18 protein-coding genes are annotated in these 22066 nt (G+C 38.7%); all 18 read right to left on the minus strand.

Annotated elements, in window-relative coordinates; all coding sequences use genetic code 11:
* Nucleotides 1-275: 275 nt before the first annotated feature.
* The 18 genes from lysS to ASE01S_RS08925 all read right to left on the minus strand — a co-directional run bounded on the left by lysS (nt 276) and on the right by ASE01S_RS08925 (nt 22063).
* Nucleotides 276-1763: a lysine--tRNA ligase gene (gene lysS / locus ASE01S_RS08840; RefSeq protein ID WP_067841167.1), complete on the minus strand. Its 1488-nt coding sequence runs from the start codon at nt 1761-1763 to the stop codon at nt 276-278.
* 468 nt (nt 1764-2231) lie between these two features.
* Complete coding sequence (dusB, locus tag ASE01S_RS08845) at nt 2232-3215, minus strand: tRNA dihydrouridine synthase DusB (RefSeq protein WP_067841169.1); 984 nt, start codon at nt 3213-3215, stop codon at nt 2232-2234.
* Nucleotides 3216-3217: 2 nt separating this feature from the next.
* Complete coding sequence (locus ASE01S_RS08850) at nt 3218-3448, minus strand: helix-turn-helix domain-containing protein (protein ID WP_067841171.1); 231 nt, start codon at nt 3446-3448, stop codon at nt 3218-3220.
* Nucleotides 3418-3930, minus strand: a complete 513-nt coding sequence (gene folK, locus ASE01S_RS08855) for a 2-amino-4-hydroxy-6-hydroxymethyldihydropteridine diphosphokinase (protein ID WP_067841173.1) — start codon at nt 3928-3930, stop codon at nt 3418-3420. Before folK ends, ASE01S_RS08850 begins: the two co-directional genes overlap by 31 nt.
* Nucleotides 3927-4292 carry a dihydroneopterin aldolase gene (folB, locus tag ASE01S_RS08860; RefSeq protein ID WP_067841175.1) on the minus strand — a complete coding sequence of 122 codons (366 nt, stop codon included), beginning with the start codon at nt 4290-4292 and terminating at the stop codon, nt 3927-3929. Before folB ends, folK begins: the two co-directional genes overlap by 4 nt.
* A complete protein-coding gene (gene folP / locus ASE01S_RS08865; protein WP_067841342.1) occupies nt 4292-5119 on the minus strand; it encodes a dihydropteroate synthase in 828 nt (275 codons plus the stop codon). Before folP ends, folB begins: the two co-directional genes overlap by 1 nt.
* 134 nt (nt 5120-5253) lie before the next feature.
* The gene (gene cysK, locus ASE01S_RS08870) at nt 5254-6177 is read right to left on the minus strand and encodes a cysteine synthase A (RefSeq protein ID WP_067841178.1); all 924 of its coding nucleotides are present in this window, start codon (nt 6175-6177) and stop codon (nt 5254-5256) included.
* A 67-nt stretch (nt 6178-6244) separates the two neighbouring features.
* On the minus strand, nt 6245-7159 hold the full coding sequence (locus tag ASE01S_RS08875; RefSeq protein WP_067841180.1) for a peptidylprolyl isomerase: 915 nt from the start codon (nt 7157-7159) through the stop codon (nt 6245-6247).
* Entirely contained in the window at nt 7156-8040 is an 885-nt protein-coding gene (gene hslO, locus ASE01S_RS08880) for an Hsp33 family molecular chaperone HslO (protein WP_067841183.1), read from the minus strand. Before hslO ends, ASE01S_RS08875 begins: the two co-directional genes overlap by 4 nt.
* A gap of 16 nt (nt 8041-8056) precedes the next feature.
* Nucleotides 8057-8824 carry a type III pantothenate kinase gene (locus ASE01S_RS08885; protein ID WP_067841186.1) on the minus strand — a complete coding sequence of 256 codons (768 nt, stop codon included), beginning with the start codon at nt 8822-8824 and terminating at the stop codon, nt 8057-8059.
* 219 nt (nt 8825-9043) lie between these two features.
* Entirely contained in the window at nt 9044-11011 is a 1968-nt protein-coding gene (gene ftsH, locus ASE01S_RS08890) for an ATP-dependent zinc metalloprotease FtsH (protein WP_067841188.1), read from the minus strand.
* 155 nt (nt 11012-11166) lie between these two features.
* Nucleotides 11167-11709, minus strand: coding sequence for a hypoxanthine phosphoribosyltransferase (hpt, locus tag ASE01S_RS08895; RefSeq protein ID WP_067841191.1), 543 nt, complete (start codon nt 11707-11709; stop codon nt 11167-11169).
* A gap of 10 nt (nt 11710-11719) precedes the next feature.
* Complete coding sequence (gene tilS, locus ASE01S_RS08900) at nt 11720-13120, minus strand: tRNA lysidine(34) synthetase TilS (protein ID WP_067841193.1); 1401 nt, start codon at nt 13118-13120, stop codon at nt 11720-11722.
* A gap of 86 nt (nt 13121-13206) precedes the next feature.
* Nucleotides 13207-14139 carry a serine/threonine protein kinase PrkT gene (gene prkT / locus ASE01S_RS08905; RefSeq protein ID WP_067841195.1) on the minus strand — a complete coding sequence of 311 codons (933 nt, stop codon included), beginning with the start codon at nt 14137-14139 and terminating at the stop codon, nt 13207-13209.
* A complete protein-coding gene (locus ASE01S_RS08910) occupies nt 14105-14842 on the minus strand; it encodes a vWA domain-containing protein (RefSeq protein ID WP_067841197.1) in 738 nt (245 codons plus the stop codon). Before ASE01S_RS08910 ends, prkT begins: the two co-directional genes overlap by 35 nt.
* A gap of 102 nt (nt 14843-14944) precedes the next feature.
* Entirely contained in the window at nt 14945-17362 is a 2418-nt protein-coding gene (spoIIE, locus tag ASE01S_RS08915) for a stage II sporulation protein E (protein ID WP_169793104.1), read from the minus strand.
* A 657-nt stretch (nt 17363-18019) separates the two neighbouring features.
* Nucleotides 18020-19198, minus strand: a complete 1179-nt coding sequence (locus ASE01S_RS08920; protein WP_067841202.1) for a hypothetical protein — start codon at nt 19196-19198, stop codon at nt 18020-18022.
* A gap of 495 nt (nt 19199-19693) precedes the next feature.
* Nucleotides 19694-22063 (minus strand): glycoside hydrolase family 2 TIM barrel-domain containing protein, encoded by a 2370-nt coding sequence (locus ASE01S_RS08925; protein ID WP_067841205.1) that lies wholly within the window; start codon nt 22061-22063, stop codon nt 19694-19696.
* Between the last annotated feature and the right edge of the window lie 3 nt (nt 22064-22066).

The raw sequence follows: 22066 nt of genomic DNA on the forward strand, positions 1-22066 counted from the left end.
AATCATGCTGACTAATTACGACAGCCTTTATATTATACAAAAAGTAATAACGATTGTCAATACTTTTTTAGTTGATTCGTCGTCTTATATTCCTCATTGAATTTTGGCGACTTGATAAATATAACATGCTCCCAATTAACAGTCAATAGTTTTTTTATTTAATTGTTACATAACTCAGCTGCTTTAAACAGCAGGATTAAAACATGCTTTGATCCAATTCTAATAGTAATAATAAAAGACCTCCATTATATTATGGAAGTCTTTGTTAAAGTATGTTAAGATTCACGATTACGCATTTGAGGGAACAATAAAACATCTCTTATAGAAGGTGCATTAGTTAATAGCATTACTAGGCGATCAATACCTATACCCAAACCGCCTGTTGGTGGCATGCCATATTCAAGTGCTTCTAAGAAATCTTCGTCCATCTCATGCGCCTCATCATTACCCTGCTCTTTTTCTTTCACTTGAGCTTCAAACCGCTCTCGTTGATCAATAGGATCATTTAGCTCTGAGAAAGCATTAGCATGCTCACGACGAACGATAAATAATTCAAAGCGATCAGTGAATCGGCTGTCATCTTTATTTTTCTTTGCTAATGGTGAGATTTCTACAGGATGACCGTATACAAAAGTGGGCTGTACAAGATGTTCTTCTACACGCTGTTCAAAAAACTCGTTTACGATATGTCCAAACGTCATATTGTCCTGAATCTCAATACCATGCTCTTTAGCTAAAGCTTTAGCTTCTTCATCACTCATTTTTTCCCAAAAATCAACGCCAGTATATTCTTTGATTACGTCTACCATATGAACTCTCTTCCAAGCTGGCTTTAAATCTATTTGGTCATCACCATATGTAACAGTGGTTGATCCTGTTACTTCTTCAGCAATATGGGCGACCATATTCTCTACTAAGTTCATAATATCATGATAATCAGCGTAAGCCTTATAAAGCTCGAGCATCGTGAATTCTGGATTATGTCGTGTAGAGACCCCTTCATTTCTAAACACTCGACCAATTTCATAAACTCTTTCCATTCCGCCAACAATCAACCGTTTAAGGTGAAGCTCTATCGCAATTCGCATATAGAGTGGAATATCGAGGGCATTATGATGAGTAATAAAAGGTCTTGCAGATGCACCGCCAGGAATACTATGCATCATTGGTGTCTCTACCTCTAAGAAGCCTGCCTTGTCAAGATAGCGACGCATTGACTGAATAATTTTACTGCGCATGATAAATGTTTCTTTACTCTCATGGTTTGTAATTAAATCAAGATAACGTTGGCGATAACGTTGCTCTACATCTTTTAAGCCATGAAATTTCTCCGGAAGTGGTCGTAGCGATTTCGTTAGAAGGTGAAATTCATTGGCTTTAATCGATAATTCACCTACATTTGTTTTAAATACAGTTCCACTTACTCCAACAATATCACCTAAATCAGCTGTGTTAAAAAGCTCATAGGCTTCTTCTCCTACTTTATCTTTTCGGATATACAACTGTATTTGACCACTTAAATCTTGTATATGAGAAAAACCTGCTTTTCCCTTTCCGCGTTTCGTCATAATCCGTCCAGCTACCGTGGTTTGAACTGCCTTTTCTTCTAGCTCGTCTTTTGAAAATTGTTCATAAGAAGCAATTAATTCCGAGGCTAAGTGGGTCCGTTCAAATTTATCACCAAATGGATCATAGCCTTTTTCTCGAATGGCGTTAAGCTTGTCCCGACGCACTCGCATGTGATCATTTAATTCTTCCGACATATTGAAACACTCCCCAAGTTTATTTTAATTATAAAACAATAGATTAACAGACCAAGAAGGTTAGGACCATTAACACAGGTCCTTACATCAAAAGATCAAGAGCAGATCTACTGACGCATAAAAACTTCAAATAATCCTTATATAGACCAAATGCACCTTGGCGTATTTGCATCCAGATTTTATCGAGCTCTACTTAAATAAAATTCCACTGAAAAGCTGTGGCATCCGCCGGAGGCTTTAACTTGATTCAGCCTAGATTGTACCGTACTGAATAGAGTACGAATAGGCATTTACCTTACTCCACTCAAACGAGAGACTTCAGCTGAATGAAGTTAAACGTTGCCAACAACATTTGCCCGGTAATATCACAGGCAAGCCTAAGCTTGCCCCGCTCAAAGTCTTTTTGCCCTATCACTCGTATTTCTAAGCTAGTATAAGAAAATGAAAGAACAGTGTCAACTCTAAGTTTTAAATAGCGTACATTTGCGATAGCTGGACATACTCATTTAAAAGTTCCTCGAGCTGGTCACGTGTTTCAACTTCATTTATAGCTCTTCTTATCTTACCGTTACCACTCATGCCCTTCAAATACCATGCTGTATGTTTTCGCATCTCCATAATGGCAACCTTTTCGGATTTTATCTTAATGAGCCGATCAGCGTGTAGCAAACATACTCTTATCTTTTCTTGTGGAGAAGGCTCTTCTATTAGGACACCATTTTCAAGATATTGAACAATACGGTACATAATCCACGGATTCCCTAAGGCCGCTCTCCCAATCATAACTGCGTCTATACCGGTCTCCTCTAATCTCTGTTTAGCTACTTCTGGTGAGTCAATGTCTCCATTTCCGATAACAGGAATGCTAACCCTGTCCTTTACCTCTTTAACAATTTCCCAATCTGCCAAGCCCTCGTACATTTGTTCTCTAGTACGGCCGTGTAAAGTAAGCCCCTTAGCTCCAGCCTCTTCAGCCGCTTTAGCATTCTCGATGGCATAAACACTGTCATGATCCCAGCCTTTTCGCATCTTTACTGTTACTGGCTTGTCTACTGCAGCTGCCACAGCAGAGACTAATTCATAGATTTTCTCTGGCTGTAACAACCATTTAGAACCTGCATCGCACTTAGTAATTTTGGGTACGGGACACCCCATATTAATATCAATTATATCTGCATTTGTGTGTTGATCTACAAATTGAGCGGCTTCTATCATTGACCTTTTTTCTCCGCCAAATATCTGCAAACTCATCGGCTTCTCTGCTTCATCTATATAAAGCATATCTAAAGTTCTTTTGTTTTGATTGATAATTCCCTTATCACTTACCATCTCTGCACAAACCAAACCCGCACCAAATTCTTTGACCGTTAATCGAAAGGCCCAATTGCTGACCCCTGCCATCGGTGCTAATACTACCCGATTCGGTATCGTAACATCTCCAATCTGAAACATCTCTATTCCCCTTTTGCTTTGTTATCGCGAAGAGGGGGATCAAGTTCCGATAGCGATACCCCCAAAACTTCGATTGTTTTCTCTAAAAACTCTTTTGAAGGTTCACGCTTACCGCGTTCTACTTCACCTACTATGGATAGCGAGATTCCAATTGCATCTGAAAACTCGATCTGTGTATAACCTTTCAGCTTTCGATAAGCCTTTATTCTTCTACCCCATCTTTCTTGATCCACTTAACAACGCCTCTCTTCTCTTCACTAGGTATATACAAAAGCTTTTCTCTTACCGTTTCGTTAATACCCGGTATAACGAGATCCGGGGCCAATTCAGCTAAAGGGACTAAAACAAATGCTCTTTCATGCATACGTGGGTGCGGAAGAATTAACTGCTCTGTTATCATATTTTCATGATTATATAGCAAAATGTCAAGATCAAGTGTTCTCGGGCCCCACCTAATTTCTCTTTTTCTCCCTAAATCATTCTCAATATTTTGACAAACAGTGAGCAGATCAAAAGAGGACAAGCTTGTATCAATTGAAATCACCTGATTCAAAAAATTGTTTTGGTCTACATACCCCATCGGTTCAGTATGGTAAATTGAGGACTTATTTATTATTTCGATATTTGTACACTCAGAGAGTAACTGCACAGCTTGTTCTAAGTACTGCGATCTGGGTGAAATATTCGAACCAAGCGCAATATATGCTCTATTCATTCGGAACGCTCCCGAAAAATCTCTATAGCCACCGAATTATAGTGTCCAGGGATAGGGGGGTTGGGCTTGGTAACTCGAACTGTACAAGCTTGCAAGCTTTTATAATGCTCAAATAATGTTTGAGCGATTTGTTCAGCTACCGATTCTATTAACGCTTTATGTTCACCTTCAACAATTTCTTTTACTAATGTATATACTTCACCATAGTGAATGGTATAGTTTAAGTCATCTGTCTGGCCAGCTTTTTTTAAGTCTATCGATAAAACTAAGTCAACAATAAATGATTGTCCTAGCTCATTTTCAGCTTTTAAAGCACCATGATAGCCATAAAAAGCCAGTTCATTTAATATGATTTTGTCCATCAATTATCGCCCTTTCCAACTAGTACATCTGTCATCCTTGCAATCCGAACGTTTAAAGCTACATTGTGCACGCGAACGATATCAGCGACACCTTTTGTGATGCTATATGCTGTGATAGCTCCGGTTGCCTCATCACGTTGGTCAATTGGCAAGTCTAATATCTTTCCAATTAATGATTTTCTTGAAGCTCCTAATAAAACTGGATAATCTAACCTTAATTGATTCAAACTTTGAATAACTGCTAAATTTTCGTTTGCCGATTTAGCAAATCCAATTCCAGGGTCAAGGATAATCTGTTCTTTCTTTACCCCTTGCTTAATCGCTATATTAACACTCTTTAACAAGTCTGTTTTAATATCATCGATTAAATTATTGTATTTATGTTCTTGTCTGTTATGCATTAAAATAATCGGTACTTGCTTATCGGCAGCTACCTTAGCTATTTCCGGTTGATACTGCGCTCCCCAAATATCATTAATAATATCTGCTCCTGCTTCTATTGCAGCTTCAGCCGTTCTAGCTTTAAATGTATCAATCGAAATCGGAACAGATACAGCCTCGCGAACTTTTTCAATAATGGGTAGCACACGGCTAAGTTCTTCCTCTCCATCTATAGGTGTATAACCCGGCCGAGTGGATTCACCACCTATATCAATAATATCCGCCCCGTCAGCTACCATTTTTCTCGCCTGTTCAACGGCATTTTCTATATTATTATAACGACCACCGTCAGAAAATGAATCTGGCGTCACATTAAGTATTCCCATAACGACTGTTTTTTGAGTCAAATCAAGATCTCCATGTTTCGTCCTAATTATTCGATTCACAATGATTTCCCCTTGCTTTTCTTTTATTTTAACACCAAATATAGTAATTGAACGATCTATTTTAATTATTTCTTGTAGGGGCATGAAAAAACAGTCCCCATATCTTAAACATGAGAACTGTTCCAAATTGTATCCTATTCTTCAAATTGATAAAGCGGTGTCGATAAGTAACGTTCTCCATTACTCGGAATGACTGCTAATACCTTCTTGCCTTTACCTAAGTCTTTGGCTACCTGCAGTGCTGCAAAAATAGCTGCACCAGAGGATACACCACCAAGTAACCCTTCGGCTTTAGCTGCTTTTCTTGCTGTATCATAAGCAGCTTCATTCGATACCGTAATCACTTCATCATATATGTTCGTATCTAATATTTTCGGAACAAAGCCGGCACCAATTCCTTGTATTTTATGCGGTCCAGGTTCTCCACCAGATAATATCGGAGAATCCTTCGGTTCGACTGCATAAACTTTTATATCCTTAAAGTGTTCTCTTAAAACTTTTCCCGCTCCAGTTATTGTACCACCAGTTCCAATCCCTGCCACAAAGGCATCTAACTGGTCACCCATCTGCTCGACAATTTCTTTCCCTGTAGTTCGCTCATGGATAATAGGGTTTGCCTCATTTTGAAATTGTTGTGGCATGAAATAGCCATGCTGTTGTTTTAAATCCTCAGCTTTCTTAATCGCACCCTTCATCCCTTCAGACCCCGGGGTTAATATAAGTTCAGCTCCATAAGCTCTGAGTAAATTTCTTCTTTCTAAGCTCATGGTATCTGGCATGACCAAAATTGCTCGATAACCTTTAATAGCAGCTACTAATGCGATTCCAATCCCAGTATTCCCACTAGTCGGCTCTATTATCGTATCGCCTTCTTTTAATTCTCCGCTTTCTTCAGCTGCTTCAATCATCGCAAGTGCAATCCGATCCTTAACTGAACTACCTGGATTCATAAACTCTAATTTGGCGTACAACTCAGCATCTTCAGGCCCTGTTAAACGGTTAAGCTTTACAATTGGCGTCTGACCAATTAATTCAGCTATCGATTTTGCCACTTTCATTTGATCACTCCTAATCCCGACTATTCTTATTAGTTTAATTCAACTATATGGTAAATCATCTTCTTTGTCAATATATCCAGTCAACATCTAGTTGATTCCATAATTTTTTTGCTGATGGCGATCCTTCGATTTGTTCAATAGCTAATTTTGTCCTAATATGCTCCCTTGATTGTTCATAAGATAACTTTACCTCTGGAATATGTCGATGTAGATAAAGGATAACAACCCCTTGATCTGATTGAAATGGCTGACTATACTGATAGTCATCTAATGAGCTGGCTTGATCAAAATAGCCTGCTGGCAAAAAACTGCTAGCTTCAGTAAAGAAACCGAGGTAGCCTCCATTGATTAAAGAGTCTTGGTCAATAGTATATTCACGAGCAAGTGCAGCAAAATCAGCACCTTCTTCTAATTCTTGATACACTCTATCTGCTGTAGCTTGATCTTCTACTACAATATGAGATAATTCAACCCGTGTAACAAACTCGTACTCAGATTGATATACATTGTAATAAGACTGAATTTCCTCCTCTTGAATCTCGATATCACGAGTCAGCAGCCTTTCAGTCAACAAACGATACTCGATTGTTTCACGCCATTCCTCTTCTACTTGCTCTACTCTTTCTTTAGGCAATTGACCAGCTAGTGTAGAAAGTAGTGCAACCTCTAGATCGATAATTTCTGACTCGACTTCTAAGCCTTCTTGCTCTGCTAATTTAGTAACAACCTTTTGATTAATCATTTCCTTAAGACCTTCTTCACCATATTGTTTTTCTAAATACTCCATCCATTCCGGATAATAGATTTCTTCATTATCAATAACAGCTACTGGTTTATTTAGATCAATATGATCATCGGGCAAGGAATTTTTTTTATTCGCTCCATTCTGACTCCGTGACAACAAAAAGGTAAAGAAGTTGGTACTGACCAGTAATATGATGATTAAGACTAATAACCTTTTGGTATTCTTCCTAAGTCTCATTGGAGATCTCCAGTCTGTTTAAGCTCTGCCAATTCTTCAGTGTCAAGATGGTAATGTTCATTACAAAAATGACATGTCGCCTCTGCTCCTCCATCCTGCTCAATCATCTCATTAATTTCTTCATTACCTAAACCTCGAATCGCGTTTTTAATTCGCTCTAGTGAGCAAGAGCAATGGAATTCTACCGGCATCTTATCGAGTACCTTTAAATGATTCTCTTCAAAAAGCTCTGTTAAAATATCTTCAGGATTCTTTCCCTCTTGAATTAATGTGGATATCGGCGGAATGGCTTTAATACGTTGTTCAAGCTTTGTTATCGTTTCGTCTGATGCCCCAGGCATTACCTGAACGATAAAACCTCCGGCAGCCAATATCGAGTGATCGGGATTAACAAGTACGCCAGCCCCTACAGCAGATGGAACTTGCTCAGAAGTAGCAAAGTAATATGTAAAATCCTCGCTTACTTCGCCTGAAACAATCGGTACTTGCCCAGTGAAGTGTTCCTTCAAGCCAAGATCTTTGACAACACTAAGACTCCCGTTCGTACCAACCGCACGCGCTACATCCAGCTTTCCTTGGCTATTTAACTCAAAGTCGACATGAGGGTGTGTAATATAAGCACGGACTTGACCCTTGGCATTGGCATCTGCCACAATTGGCCCAGTCGGACCATCACCCTCCAGTTTAACGGTTAATTTGTCTTCACCCTTTAGCATAGCACCCATCATAGTCGCAATGGTCAAGGTACGTCCCAACGCAGCTGAGGCAGTAGCCCACGTATCATGACGGCGTCTAGCCTCTTCAACTGTTGTAGTAGACTTTATCGCATAAGCGCGAATCGTACCTTCAAATGCTGTAGCTTTTATTAAGTAATCTTTCACTGTCATGAACCCCTTCTTAGTTAACTTTTCGATAAATTTCGGCCAATCCCTTTAACGTTAATGCAGGATCAACAATATTAATTGTACTCGATTCATGGGCGATTAAATTTGCTAACCCCCCGGTAGCGATAACAGTTGGATTTTGACCACTTTCCCTTTTTATTCGTCTGACGATTTCATCAACTTGTCCAACATAGCCAAAATAAACACCTGATTGCATTGCCGTTATGGTAGAGCGCCCAATTACACTTTGAGGTTGTGTTATTTCAACCTTTGGCAGTTTTGCTGCATGGTCATAAAGTGCATCTAGCGATATTTTAACACCAGGAGTAATCGCACCTCCTACATAAGCATGTGTCTCATCAATATAACAATACGTCGTTGCCGTTCCAAAATCAATAATGATTAATGGACCACCGTATTCTTTAATTGCTCCAACAGCATTAACAATCCGATCAGCACCTAGCTCATTTGGATTTGGATATTTCATTTGTAAATAAGCCTCTATAGGGTAATCTCCTACAATAATTGCCTTTTTATTAAAGTATTTCTCGGCCATCGTCTCCAGAGCATACATTAAAGTAGGCACAACTGAAGAAATGATAATTGCATCTACCATCTCAAAAGAGATCGACTCATAATCGAATAACGACTTAATTAACATAGCCATTTCGTCTTCCGTCTTATTGCGATCCGTATTAATTCTCCATTGGTATACCAATTGATCTTGTTTAAATAATCCGAGTACAGTATTGGTATTCCCTACATCAAGTACAAATAACATGAATATCACCACTTTTTTGACATTTTAATCATTTCTATTTTAATGTTTTTTTTACTATATGCAAACTTATTAGCGTTGGGTTATTTATCGGATAAACCATATAAGACGCACGGTCCATCTGGATGGGGCCTTCAACCTCCATCACTATTTAATTGTAGAAAAGACCAGTAGGCCCCTTGAATAAGGATTTCCACTGGTCTTCACTTATTTATACTTTATTTAAATGTTATCATCTTCTAATGCTGTGTCTTCATCTAAAGGCTTAGGTTCTACTTGACTGTCGGCTTTACCTTGAATGTTGACCTTTACATCATCAGATTCTTCTATGGTTTGTGTTCGCTCAGTTTCCTGCTCATCCTCAGCCTGAGGTAAGACACCTTTTTCAAACAAAGATTTAATTTGATGCGCATCTAATGTTTCCACTTCTAAAAGTGTCTTAGCAATTAACTCCAATTTATCCCTGTTTTCGGTAAGGATCTCTTTAGCACGTGCATAACATTGATTAATAAAGTTTTGCATTTCTTGATCAATCTCATATGCAATAGCATCACTGTAATTTGCTTCATTTTGCATATCACGACCTAAAAAGACTTGACCACTTCCACCACTAAATTGAAGCGGGCCGATCTTATCACTCATCCCATACTCTGTGACCATCTTTCGAGCAATATTTGTCGCGCGCTGAAAATCATTGTGAGCACCTGTACTAACCTCGCCAAAAATAACCTCTTCTGCCACACGACCTCCTAGCAATCCTGTGATCTTATCAAGTAGCTCTGGCTTGGTCATAAAGTATCGATCTTCCTTTGGAAGCATGACAGCATAGCCACCCGCCTGGCCTCTTGGGATAATCGTTACCTTGTGCACCATATCTGCTTCATCTAGTACCATTCCAATGATGGTATGCCCACTTTCGTGATAGGCTACAATATTTCGCTCTTTGTCAGAAATAACCCGACTTTTCTTGGCTGGCCCTGCAATCACTCGGTCGATTGCCTCATCGACATCTTCCATATCAACTTGCTTCTTATCACTTCTTGCCGCAACAAGAGCAGCTTCGTTTAAGAGGTTCTCTAAATCGGCACCAGAAAATCCTGGTGTTCGCATGGCGATAGTCTTAAGACTAACATCTTCTGCAAGAGGTTTATTTCTTGCATGCACACGAAGCACATCTTCACGACCTTTTAAATCTGGACGATCAACTGTTATTTGGCGATCAAATCGACCCGGACGTAATAAAGCTGGGTCTAATATGTCAGGCCGGTTTGTGGCCGCAATAATAATAATACCTTCATTCTCCCCGAAGCCATCCATTTCCACCAGTAACTGGTTCAAGGTCTGTTCACGCTCGTCGTGACCACCACCTACACCAGCGCCACGTTGACGACCAACTGCATCAATTTCATCAATAAAAATGATGCACGGGGCATTTTTCTTAGCATTATCAAATAGATCTCTAACTCGCGATGCACCAACCCCAACAAACATCTCTACAAAATCAGAACCACTAATCGAGAAAAACGGCACGCCTGCCTCACCAGCTACTGCTCGCGCTAGCAATGTCTTACCTGTACCTGGAGGTCCTACTAATAGAACACCTTTGGGGATTTTTGCACCAATAGCAGCAAATTTGCGAGGGTCTTTAAGAAAATCAACGACTTCTACAAGCTCTTGCTTTTCTTCATCAGCTCCTGCAACATCCTTAAAGCGAACCTTTCTTTTCTCCTCGTTATACATCTTCGCCTTGCTCTTACCAAAATTCATCACTCGGTTTCCTCCACCTTGTGATTGATTCATTAAGAACAAGAAAATCACGATGACAATGATGAACGGGGCAATTGACATAAAGAAGGTAAGCCACATACTCGGTTGCTCTTCTTCTTCAATTCTTATAATTCCTTGCTCAGCGGCTTGCGATGTAATATCTCTGACAATATCCGGGTTATCCGGGATATTTGTAATAAAATTCGTTTTTTCTCCATCTTCTAGTTGACCGGTGATACGAATGACACCGTTAGATGGACGCATTTCTAATTGTCGAATTTCTCCATCATTTAAAGCCTCTACAAATTCATTTAACTTAAATTGTTGTGTTTGATTATTTTGTCCAGTAATTAGTTGCATTAGAAAAAGCAATGCCAGAAATATGACAAAATAAAAGATCAAATTACGTGCTATTCGATTCATCACTTTCCTCCTCCCAAACGAGAAAACTATAGTACATCGTACCATAGAAAAAACAATGCTGACAACTAACTCGCCCTCAGTATTTCCATAATAAAATGACTTTAGTTACTTTATTTAAAATTTGTTGATTTTTTGTTGAAAATTTGGCGTGTTAATTACTCACCACCGTAAACATGGGGCTTTAGCACACCAATGTATGGGAGGTTTCGATACTTTTCTTGATAGTCTAACCCATAACCGACAACAAATTCATTAGGTACTTTGAAACCAACAATATCCGCCTTTATGTCAACTGTACGGCCTTCAGGTTTATCAAGTAGCGTCACAATCTTTATCGAGCGAGCTTTTCGGTATTTAAATAAATCAACTAAATAGCTTAGTGTTAACCCACTATCAATAATATCTTCAATAATTAATAAGTCACGCCCTTCAACCTTAGTGTTTAAGTCCTTTTCTATTTTAACCTCTCCAGATGAACTCATTCCACCACCATAGCTTGATACATCCATGAAATCCATCTCTAAGTATGTATCCATATGACGCAGAATATCAGACATAAATGGTAGCGCACCCTTTAACACGCCTATTGCCAACGGGAACCTATCCTGATATTCTTTAGCAAGTTGCTGTCCTAGCTCTTTACATTTCTCTTGTATGTCTTCCTCGGTAACCAATATTTTTTCGATGTCGTTATGCATCCTTATCCTCCTAAAGCATCTTCTGTGGTTGGTAAGTCAATTTAATATATTGACCACTGGATAAATCTTGATTAAAGCTTTTTTTGATTAGGCCTATGACCCAAAAAACCTCACCATACTGATCAACTAGTATTGGCCATTCCTCACGCTTATGTAAAGGTATTTTCTTATCAATAAAAATAGACTTTAGCTTTTTCCGACCATTAATGCCCGCTAAATATATCCGATCTCCCGGAAGACGTGTGCGAACATAGAATGCCGGCACTTGGTTATCCTTTAACGGTATATAAAAGGTATATTGATCAGATGATAGAGTTGTCGGATTGTAAATAATTTCTGCAATCATGTTTTTGTCGCTTGGTATCGCTGTCACACCAGGAATATTCAAGGCATAACAGTATGGCGAAGCGGACTGTTCAAAACCAATAGTCAGACTTTCGTAATGCTTGATCATTTTTAGTCGTTTAGGTAGATCAATTGCCATATTCGCGCGATCGCTATCAAGTAGATCAAAAAACTGTTGGTCATGCCGATAGTGCAGACCACTCGGCAAATTGTCATATAGATAGTTTAATATTAGATGAAACACTCTTCTTTGTAAAGCAGGATGGTGCTTTTTCAATTCAATTATTGAACACGTCACTTGTTTAGGAGAATTCTGATAATTCAGTACAGAATCACTCACTAATTTGGCCTGCTCATTTAAATAATCACTATCCTTTTCGATATTATCCGTTAAATAGCGGATCGATTGATTTAAATTTGGATTTACCTGCTTTAGATGGGGTAAAATGTGCAAGCGAAAATAATTACGAGTATACGTATCTTCTTGATTGGATGGATCCCTCCGAGGTGTAATGCCGTTTTCCTCTAGATAATGTTCAATCATTTCTTTTGTGATCGACAAGAATGGTCGCACGATATAACCCGAAGCAAAAGGGCGGGACTGCTTTATACCAGCTAGCGCCTCGGGTTGTGAACCACGTGTTATCCGCATGTAAACCGTTTCCGTTTGGTCATCGCTGTGGTGAGCTAACGCAAGGTATTTTGCTTGGTGTTTGACCATAAGCCGGCTAAACACTTGATAACGTAGCATCCGTGCTGCTTCTTGCGTGCCACACTTATGCTGTTGCTTAAAGGACTTAACGTCCACATAATGGTTTTCCACTGGTACACGATGTTGGTTGCAATAGGCTTTAACATAATCGACATCCTGCTCCGACTCTTCTCCGCGCAAACCATGATCAATTGTCACAACGACAAGGTCTAGTTGCCAGCTGTCTCGTCTAGCAAGTAAATAATGTAATAAGGCCATGGAATCAGGACCACCCGATACCCCAATTAGCACCTTGCTATTAGCTGTAATTAAATTGTATTGCTGTACAAATGTATCGACATATTTCTCTAACATTGGGCAAAACCTCTTTATCAAGCTATATTAAGATTCGTTACGTAACACTTAGCAACAAGTCAATAATATCGTACCAAATAGCAACGCTAATAGAAAGTCGCAAGGATAAAAAGGATAAAACTAACCACTGACAGAATAAAAGGTTCCAGCCAATGAATATCTTGATTTTGGTTATGACCAACGGATCGATTCTGTTTTTGAATTTTTTGTGATACTAACTCTTTTTGAATCGCTTTGCGCATCTGTTGACACGTTTCATAACGTCCTAATAAAGCATTTTCCAAGATGCCTTGATATGGCTTTAAGCTATTAGCTCGCTTTAACCTTAATAATAGTTCGCGTTTAGGTTGAGCTGATTTGCTAAATTGGTGAGGATAGGCATAATTTAAGGCCATCATCGCTAAAGCAAATAAATCATATTTGGGTTCTGCTCGCCTGTCCCCACACTGCCAATGACCACGATCATAAAACTCAGTATACTCTTTTACCGCTCGCCCAATTGGGGTGATACCTCCGACATCAATAAATCGTAACCGAACAGGATTACTGGTAACAATAACATTAGCTAATTTTAGATCTCCCATGACATAGCCAGCTTGATGTAATCGGTCTAGCTCTTCCAATAACTGCATATAGAGCGGTCCTAGCCAGCTACTACCTCTTTTTTTCAGGAAACTGTCAAGCGTATCACCACGGACATACTCCATTGTATAAAAGGGGTAGCAATAGCCCATTGGATCAACCCAGTCATCTACCTCGAACAAAGAAGGCCCAGGGACATCACCTTGGACCTTTGCTAGTTTTTTCAGAACATTAATTTCGGACGAGATTGAGGCTGTTTTATCACTTATTTTCAACGCAACCATTTTCTTATCATCCTGTTTGGCTAGGTAGACTGCTCCAATAGCCCCTTTACCTAATAATTTATGAATTTGGTAATGATGACAATGCCACTTTCCCTTTATTAGCATCCCTGGACTTAATTTATAAGCCAAAGCCGCTTTGCTCTGATTCAGCATGTCTTTTTAAACTCCTTAGTAAACCCGATTGGCTAAATTGATGAAGGGCCTCCCTCAAGGCTGGTCCTGTTGGGGTTACACCTCCACTGGTTAGCTTCGGAAATACAGTTGATAGCTTATCAAGCTGTGATGACCAATCTAATATTTTTTCTGTTGCCTTTTTTCTACCTGGAAAAGCATAGATTGCATATTTATTATTTCCAACTCTAGCATTCATACTTATTGATAAATCAAGCAAGGCTTCTTTTACCGTCTCCAATTTCTTTTGCATACTAGCACTCGTATCTACAAGTACCAGCAATTGCATATCACAGGTTTCAGTCAAATCTTCGACAACTTCCATTACCTCTCCTCGCTGCTCCGGAGGAAGCTCTTCGATTGTTTGATCTCGACCTAAAATTTGTTGTAACTCTTGATTGACTACACCCTGCAAGGTTTGAGTCATAGCCTGCTTTGTAACAGCTTGTACGGTTTGAGTAAGCACTTGTGGATACACTATTTGGCTAACCCCTCCACCAGCAGTTGCTATCTCTTCTACTTCCGTTAAACTATCTGATTCTTCATCATCTCGGTCTAATACACCGATGACATTTACTGTAATCCCTTGCTCACGAATTAATGTTGCGACTAAAGATGGGTCCTCGCCTTGGTTAGAACATCCATCTGTAATTAAAAGGATTTGTTTCAGCTTCCCTGCCTTCATTTCCTTTCCCTCCTATTGAAATAGACTATTAGCATTCTTGTCTTAATCGTTTTTTTTTATACGATAAAACTAATAATTTTATTGCCAGATCATTTAGAGGGATCACTCAGATACTTTATAATAAGGTACAGTTGCCCATTTCGATTGGTAGCGCTTGATTTTAGCCACTAATACAGTCATATCATCTTCAATTTTCCCTGCTGATAGACGAACAACCTCTTCCAATAATAGATCTGCAATTTCTTGCGGATCATTTGTTTCTAATTGCTTAACCATTCGCTTAAGCCAAATATCTTGATTTTCAATTAATTTAGGTGCTTCAAATATACCATCACTGGTCATAATGAGGATGTCTCCATGTTCTAATTGTCGATCAACAACCTCTACATCAAACTCTTTTACAATTCCAATCGGTAGGTTACTGGATTCCACGGAAAAAACGACATGGCCTCGCTTAATAAAGCTCGGTGTCGAACCAATTTTCAAAAATTGAACTGTAGCAGTCTGTAAATCTACCATAGCTAGATCAAGTGTTGAAAATATTTCATCGGTCATCCGTAAGGACAAAACAGAATTTATCGATTTAATCGCCACCTGCTCATCAATCCCAGATTGTAAAATTTGCTGCAAAAGATGTAAGGTTTGCATACTTTCTTGACGTGCCCTTTTGCCGTTACCCATGCCGTCACTAATCGCTAGTGCGTATTTACCTGCTACCAACTCCATAGTGGAATAACTATCACCTGAGATAAATCCACCACCTTGCGCCGCATGGGCCACACCGATTTCGAGCTGAAATTTTTTAGCGGATCGAAAAATTAAGAAACAATAGCCGTTAGGCATTGGTGAGATTTCCTCTTCTACTACAACAACATTTTCTTTCAAAATGTCTGAAAGTATCGGAGCAATCACTTTGTTTCCCTCATCATGATATTCATAGACAGATAGTGTCATTTCAATATCAATTTCGCCTTTTCGTAATGAATAAATATCTAGCTGTTCGATCTCCATCCCAATCGACGTCAATGCTGTTACAATTTGTTGCTCTTGAATATCATGATGCTCTCTTTCATGAACAATTTCTTTTGCAAAATTGTCCATAACCTCAGAAACACCAAGTAATTGGTCAGCGACAAAGCGTCTACTTTCACCAACCTGCCTTTTAAGCTGTTGATTGGCTTTATAGTATGAGAGCTGATCCTTTATCGCTGCTTCAACTTTGTTTGCTTTCATACAGTGCTGATTAAATTTGGCCTCCGTTATTTGAGATACTTTTCCATTTTTCATTAGTTCTTGCTTCATTTTAGCCATATGTTGATAGGTGTCGTCAAAACGTTCCGACCAGCACCATGACTTTTTGAAGCATGTTTGACAAGTTTGCTCGGTAACATGACTTAAAAAATCATCCATCTCTCGCTGTTCCTGAACTTGATCAACCTCTTCAACCACCTTCCCAATAAATGTTTTTGATAATGCCTCAAAGACATCAGAAAATTGCTCAATCCGATTAGCCGTTGCATCACGTAATTTTTGTAAATACTGTTGTTGTTCCTCAAATTGTTCATTTGTCCCTGGAATATAACGGGCTAATGCTTTGATTACGTGAGAAGGAGTTAACCAAAAAACAATAATAGCTACAATCGACGCTAAGACAGAGGAAAGGATGCTGCTCGCTCCTTGACCATAAATTCCGAGTAAAAACGTTCCAATGATTAAACCGGCACTAACTCCAAGCTTCCCTCCATCTTTCATTAATCCGCCTAAAAGACCACTAAATGCTAATAGACTTAATTGAGCTAGTGTGGTTTCGTTCACAAGACTTAAAATAAGACCTAATATGACACCAACAGTCGCACCTATTGTTGGACCACCCATTAAGGCGAGTATTAAGATAATGTAACGAGAGAAGACTTGCTCTAAACTAACACCTCCAAGTTGCATACCCGTTAACCCGCACAGAACAGAAGCAACTAAGATCACAAAAGAGATCATCTCTTCATTCTTCAAAACAGGCTTATAACGCTTGGGGTTTAACAATGGGGTACTTTGGATAAAAATCAAGAACAAGACACCAGCCAATAAAGCTTCAGTGAGAGCCATCAAAATAGCATAATTGGAGAATTGATTAGTTAAACTAGTAAAAACAAGACGACTAAGCAACGTCGAAGTTGCAAGTATGTAGGGTAAATGTTTATTCGAATGTACAAATAAACCTAGCGAAATAAAAAACCCGAAACAAAGGTAGCTAATTGATAGAACTACTAATGATGAAAAGCTTACCGTAACTGCTCCTAGTAAAGAGAATAGAAAAACGAGTCGTGCTCTTTCTTTTTTTAACACCCAAACACTTGCAAAGTAAGCAAGGGAGAAAGGAATTAACTCACCTAAAATGACCGCTCTACCTAGTAAAAAGCTAATTAAATATAAAGAGATATCCTGATGTTTAATAAATTGATAACAACCCTTTAGCCATTTTGGTTTTAATTGATATTTTGATTTTTCTGCATATACTTCTGTCATGATACCCACAATACCTTCACCTCTTTATTAGTATGTGGACTATTTAATCACAAAATGGCAGGATAATTTGTCAAAATATCAGTTTACTTTAATAGAATCGTTCGACGCTTTCTAGCAAAAAACCTAAATCTATTAGATAATCAAAAGTCATCATAACTGAACCCTAATGTTTGGCTATAGTCCCAATTATTCTGTCTTGCGGGCCTTTGTTCAACCAGGCCAATTGTGTTTTTCTAACGGTACATAGCGTCCCGATCATCTGGATTAAGACTTCCGTCATGGACGAGACAAGCGCCCAACACTAAAAACAGAGAAATATTTGATTTACACACGTTTTTATTAACTTTATGAAATGAAAAAATGTGCTAGAAAGGTTATTAGTAATCAATAGCTTTTCTAGCACACAATACTTTTTAGAATGAGGTAAGTTAATTATTACTAAAGTCTTTTAATTCACCCGTACGAGGAAAATCCAAAGTACACAATGAATTGTGATTTGCATTATTGGCAGTGAAATTAAGAGAATTTATTGCCAAAAACAAAACAAAATTGTAGAACCTAAACAAATACCCAAGAAAAAATGGTCCTGTTTACGAAAAATCCGTAAGCAGGACCATTTTTAATTATTTGAAGCTAATGTCCCAGCCTCATCATAAATTATTTGTTAGACCAAATGCTCATCTCGAACGTCGTTCCTTCGTCACCGTCATTTTTTGTGCGATATCCATATGCAATGGTACTTCCATCCATACTTACTGTAACATTATCAATCTTCTGGTTTTCCTCTAAATCAATGGTATGGATGGTTTCTAACGCTTCTTTCTCAAAACTGTATAAGTTCACATCATTTCCATCGACAATTATTACATTGCCATCCGCCAGAGTAAATACTCTTGCACCATTACCAAGTTCAATTGTTTCTTCTGTTTCAACATCTAATGCATGATAAGTAATAATTATTTCACTGGCATCTGGATCATTCGTAGCATAGATAAGATATTTATCATCAGGTGTCAACATGTTCGTATATTTACCATGAGCCATGATATTATCCGTCTCCATTAACCTTCTTGTTTCGCCAGATTCTACGTCATGTGAGAAAACACCCGCATTCATTGCTGTTCCGTAAACCTTTGAACCATCGGAATTTAAAAAGTAATGCACATAAGATGTTATTTCTCCAACTTCATCTTTAATATCCTGCAGGAAACTTAAATTACTTATTTCATTTTTCTCCATATCCCAATAAATGGTTCTACTTTCATCATCCCGATTTGGACTTGTTTCCGTATGTATATAAAAGTTTGGATCCTGTATATACGTTCCATGACTTGGAAGTAGGGTAATAATATCTTCAATACCTGAAGGAATCCTTTTTTCTTCATTTGTTCTCGGATCATACTCAATGATTGTGTGCCTTTCCCCTTCTGGTGCTTCTCTATCGACTTCTTTTGAGATGATATCGCCTGCTGGAGTTAAAAAAGAGGATTGAGGGTACACATCCATATCAAGTTCTTTTACTTCTCCGTTTACCCATACGTTGCGTCTTATATCATCCCCTAGACCACCATTGTTTTCTCCCCAGTACAATATATCTCCTTCTGCATTCATATTGAAATTTATATTTGTGACTGCCCCTTCTAGTTTAAACGATTCCACTTCTTTAAATTGGCTAACAGACCCCTCTGCTTCAGGTGTAATATCACTGGAATCACTTGTAGGGTTCTCACCCTTTCCATTCGGCTCAGCATTGTCTTTACTGTTTTCGCCGCCGCAAGCTACAAGGATAAACACCATTAGAAAAACCATGCTACAAACATTTAAAACCCTCTTCATTCATTATCTCTCCCATCGGTTCTACATGTGAAAAACGTCTTCAATACTACAATCTATTAAAGTTGATGTCAATAGGGCCATAGGGTTAGTGCGTTTTCATCATTATCTTCCATCAATAGGAGGCAGTTGTTTACTTAAACCTATTATACTCAGAGTATTATTAAAATAAAGAATATAAAAACTGTTGTAGAAATACCATGAAGAGAGGATTTTTTCACCGAGCTAGAAGCACTATGGAACTCCCGTCATAACCAAGAGTTTTCAAAGCCCATAAAAATGACTGTTAAAAGCCTAGTTAGCATCTTTTAACAGTCACTCTACTCCGCCTAAACCTTCCACTTACAAACTAGAAACAAGCTAAATGTTTCAGAGAAGGACTTGTTGCAAGACATAAGTTATCTAACCGAAGAATACCCTTCATCCATATTTTTTGTCAACAATAAGGGGAATTAGGAACTCCTAACCAAATAAAACTTTAGCCTCATTAACGTTAGCTTAATTTCCTGCATTTACACTGGTTATACTAATTTCTACTGGCTCCAAGCCATCAGCTTCTGCTGTTATGATAATGTCACTGCTTACTTCCTGCTTTGATCTAATATAGGCCAGTAGCTTTCCGTTGTATAGCTTTCTTTCTTTGCTAAAATACGGATCTAAATCTTGAACATCGCCATTCTCTAGGCCGATAACCTCTGCTGGTCCGTTGACAGATAGCTTGACATAGTTGTTAGCTTGATAAACTGGATGACCAGCTTGATCAACAGCTTGAATCTCAATGTGGGCAATATCTAACCCGTTTGCCACTAATTCATTTCTGTCAACCTGTGCCAATAATGTTTTAGGTTTTGATGTTGTTTTTAATTCTTTTAGGTGTACTTGACCTGTTTGGTCTATAGCCTTAACCAAAATCACACCTGCTTCGTATTTAACATCCCAAATCAAGTACTCCCCCATTCGTGTGACTTCTTTATCCCCTAAAGATTTTCCATTAACAAATAATTCAGCTGTTTGGCAATTTGTGAAACATAGCACTTGAAGTGTTTGATGGTCGTTCCAATTCCAATGTGGTGCATCGCTAGACTGATCAGATGGCCTTACCGTTACATGCACCATTGGCTCGCTGCTCCACAAGCTTTGGCGATGGTAATACCCCGTCTTTTTAAAACCTGCTAAATCAAGCAAGCCAGCTTGTGATGCCCTAATCGGCCAGCCATGAGCTTCTCCTAAAAAGTCAAAACCTACCCAGATAAATTGTGAAGAAATAAAATCATTTTCCTGTACTGCTAACCACGATGATAGTCCAGCACTATTTTCACTTCCTATTATAATACGGTCTGGATACTGCTGATGATCTTGTTGGTATAGATGTTCTTTATAGTTGTAACCGACAACATCTAATGTATCAGCTAATCCAGTTATATTAGATAACTCCGGAAAGGCTAAGGCCGCTGTAACAGGTCGAGTCGGATCAACTTCTTTCACATAACCAACTAACCGCTTCGAAATCTTAACAAGACGTTCAGCATTTGGCTTTGTCGGATCATACTTTCTTTCTTCAGCAGGTTTATTTTTGTCGTTATTTCCGGTCATTGTTTTAAAATATGGGTGGCAATAAGGGTCATTCGGATAATCAATTTCATTTCCAATGCTCCACATTACAATCGATGGATGATTTCGGTCACGTAACACCATATCCTTTAAGTCAATTTCACCCCATTGGGGGAACTCCTCGTAATAGCCATAATGCTTAGGCGGATAAACATTGTGCCCCTTAGACCACTTGTTTTTGACTCCTTCCCATTCATCAAATGCTTCATCAATGACTAGGAAGCCAAGCTCATCACATAAATCTAGTAAAGGTGGATCAGGCGGATTATGGCTCATTCTGATCGCATTACATCCCATTTCCTTAAGCAACTTTAGTCGCCGTTGCCACACTTTTTTGGGTACAGCTGCTCCTAGTCCACCCGCATCATGGTGAACACAGACACCTTTCATTTTTATATTCTCTCCATTTAAAAAGAAACCCTCTTTTGCTGAAAAGGCAAATGTTCTTATACCAATAGTGGTATGAAGGCAGTCTATTATAACTCCATCTTGGATTAATAAAGTCTCTAACCGATAAAGTGCTGGGCAATCAGGTGACCACAATTTAGGCTCTTCTATCGTTAAAGTCTGGCTAAGTTTAGACCGTTTTCCTGGTTCAATTTCTTCAAGCGTACTTACTTGCCCGTGCACATCTCCACTAAAATCCTTGATGCAATTAACAATCTCAATGTTGGCCTGGTCACTTGATTCATTTAAGTAAGCCACATCAACTTCAATTGTTGCACGTGTTTCGTCTGCCGCTATCGTCTTCGAAAAAACACCATATTGATCAATATGAATAGCGTTCGTAACCGTCACATAGACATTACGATAAATCCCTGAGCCGGTATACCAACGTGAGTCGGCCGTTTGCTTGTGATCGACTCGAACAGCGATAGTATTTTCTTGCCTATCATAAACAAAATCTGTTATATCATATGAAAATGTACTATAACCATAGGGACGCTTGCCCAAATAGTAACTATTACACCAAACTTGAGCATTGTTATAGACACCATTAAATGTTAGATAAACTCTACTATTTTTTCTTTCTTGAGGAAACGTGAAATTATTCCTATACCAACCTGTTCCTCCTGGAAGGTAACCTGTACCACTGGAATGCTCTTTTGAAAAAGGCTCTTCTACAGACCAGTCATGTGGTAGCGTAACATTGCGCCAATGTTTATCGTTATAACCCTTTAGCCAAGCGTTAGGTTGTTCGCCCTTAAAAAACTTCCAATTAAAATCTAAAGGTTGGATAAACCTCCCGATATTCATCAA

Origin of the sequence: Amphibacillus sediminis NBRC 103570 (assembly GCF_001552275.1) — a bacterium.
GTDB classification, from domain to species: domain Bacteria; phylum Bacillota; class Bacilli; order Bacillales; family Amphibacillaceae; genus Amphibacillus_B; species Amphibacillus_B sediminis.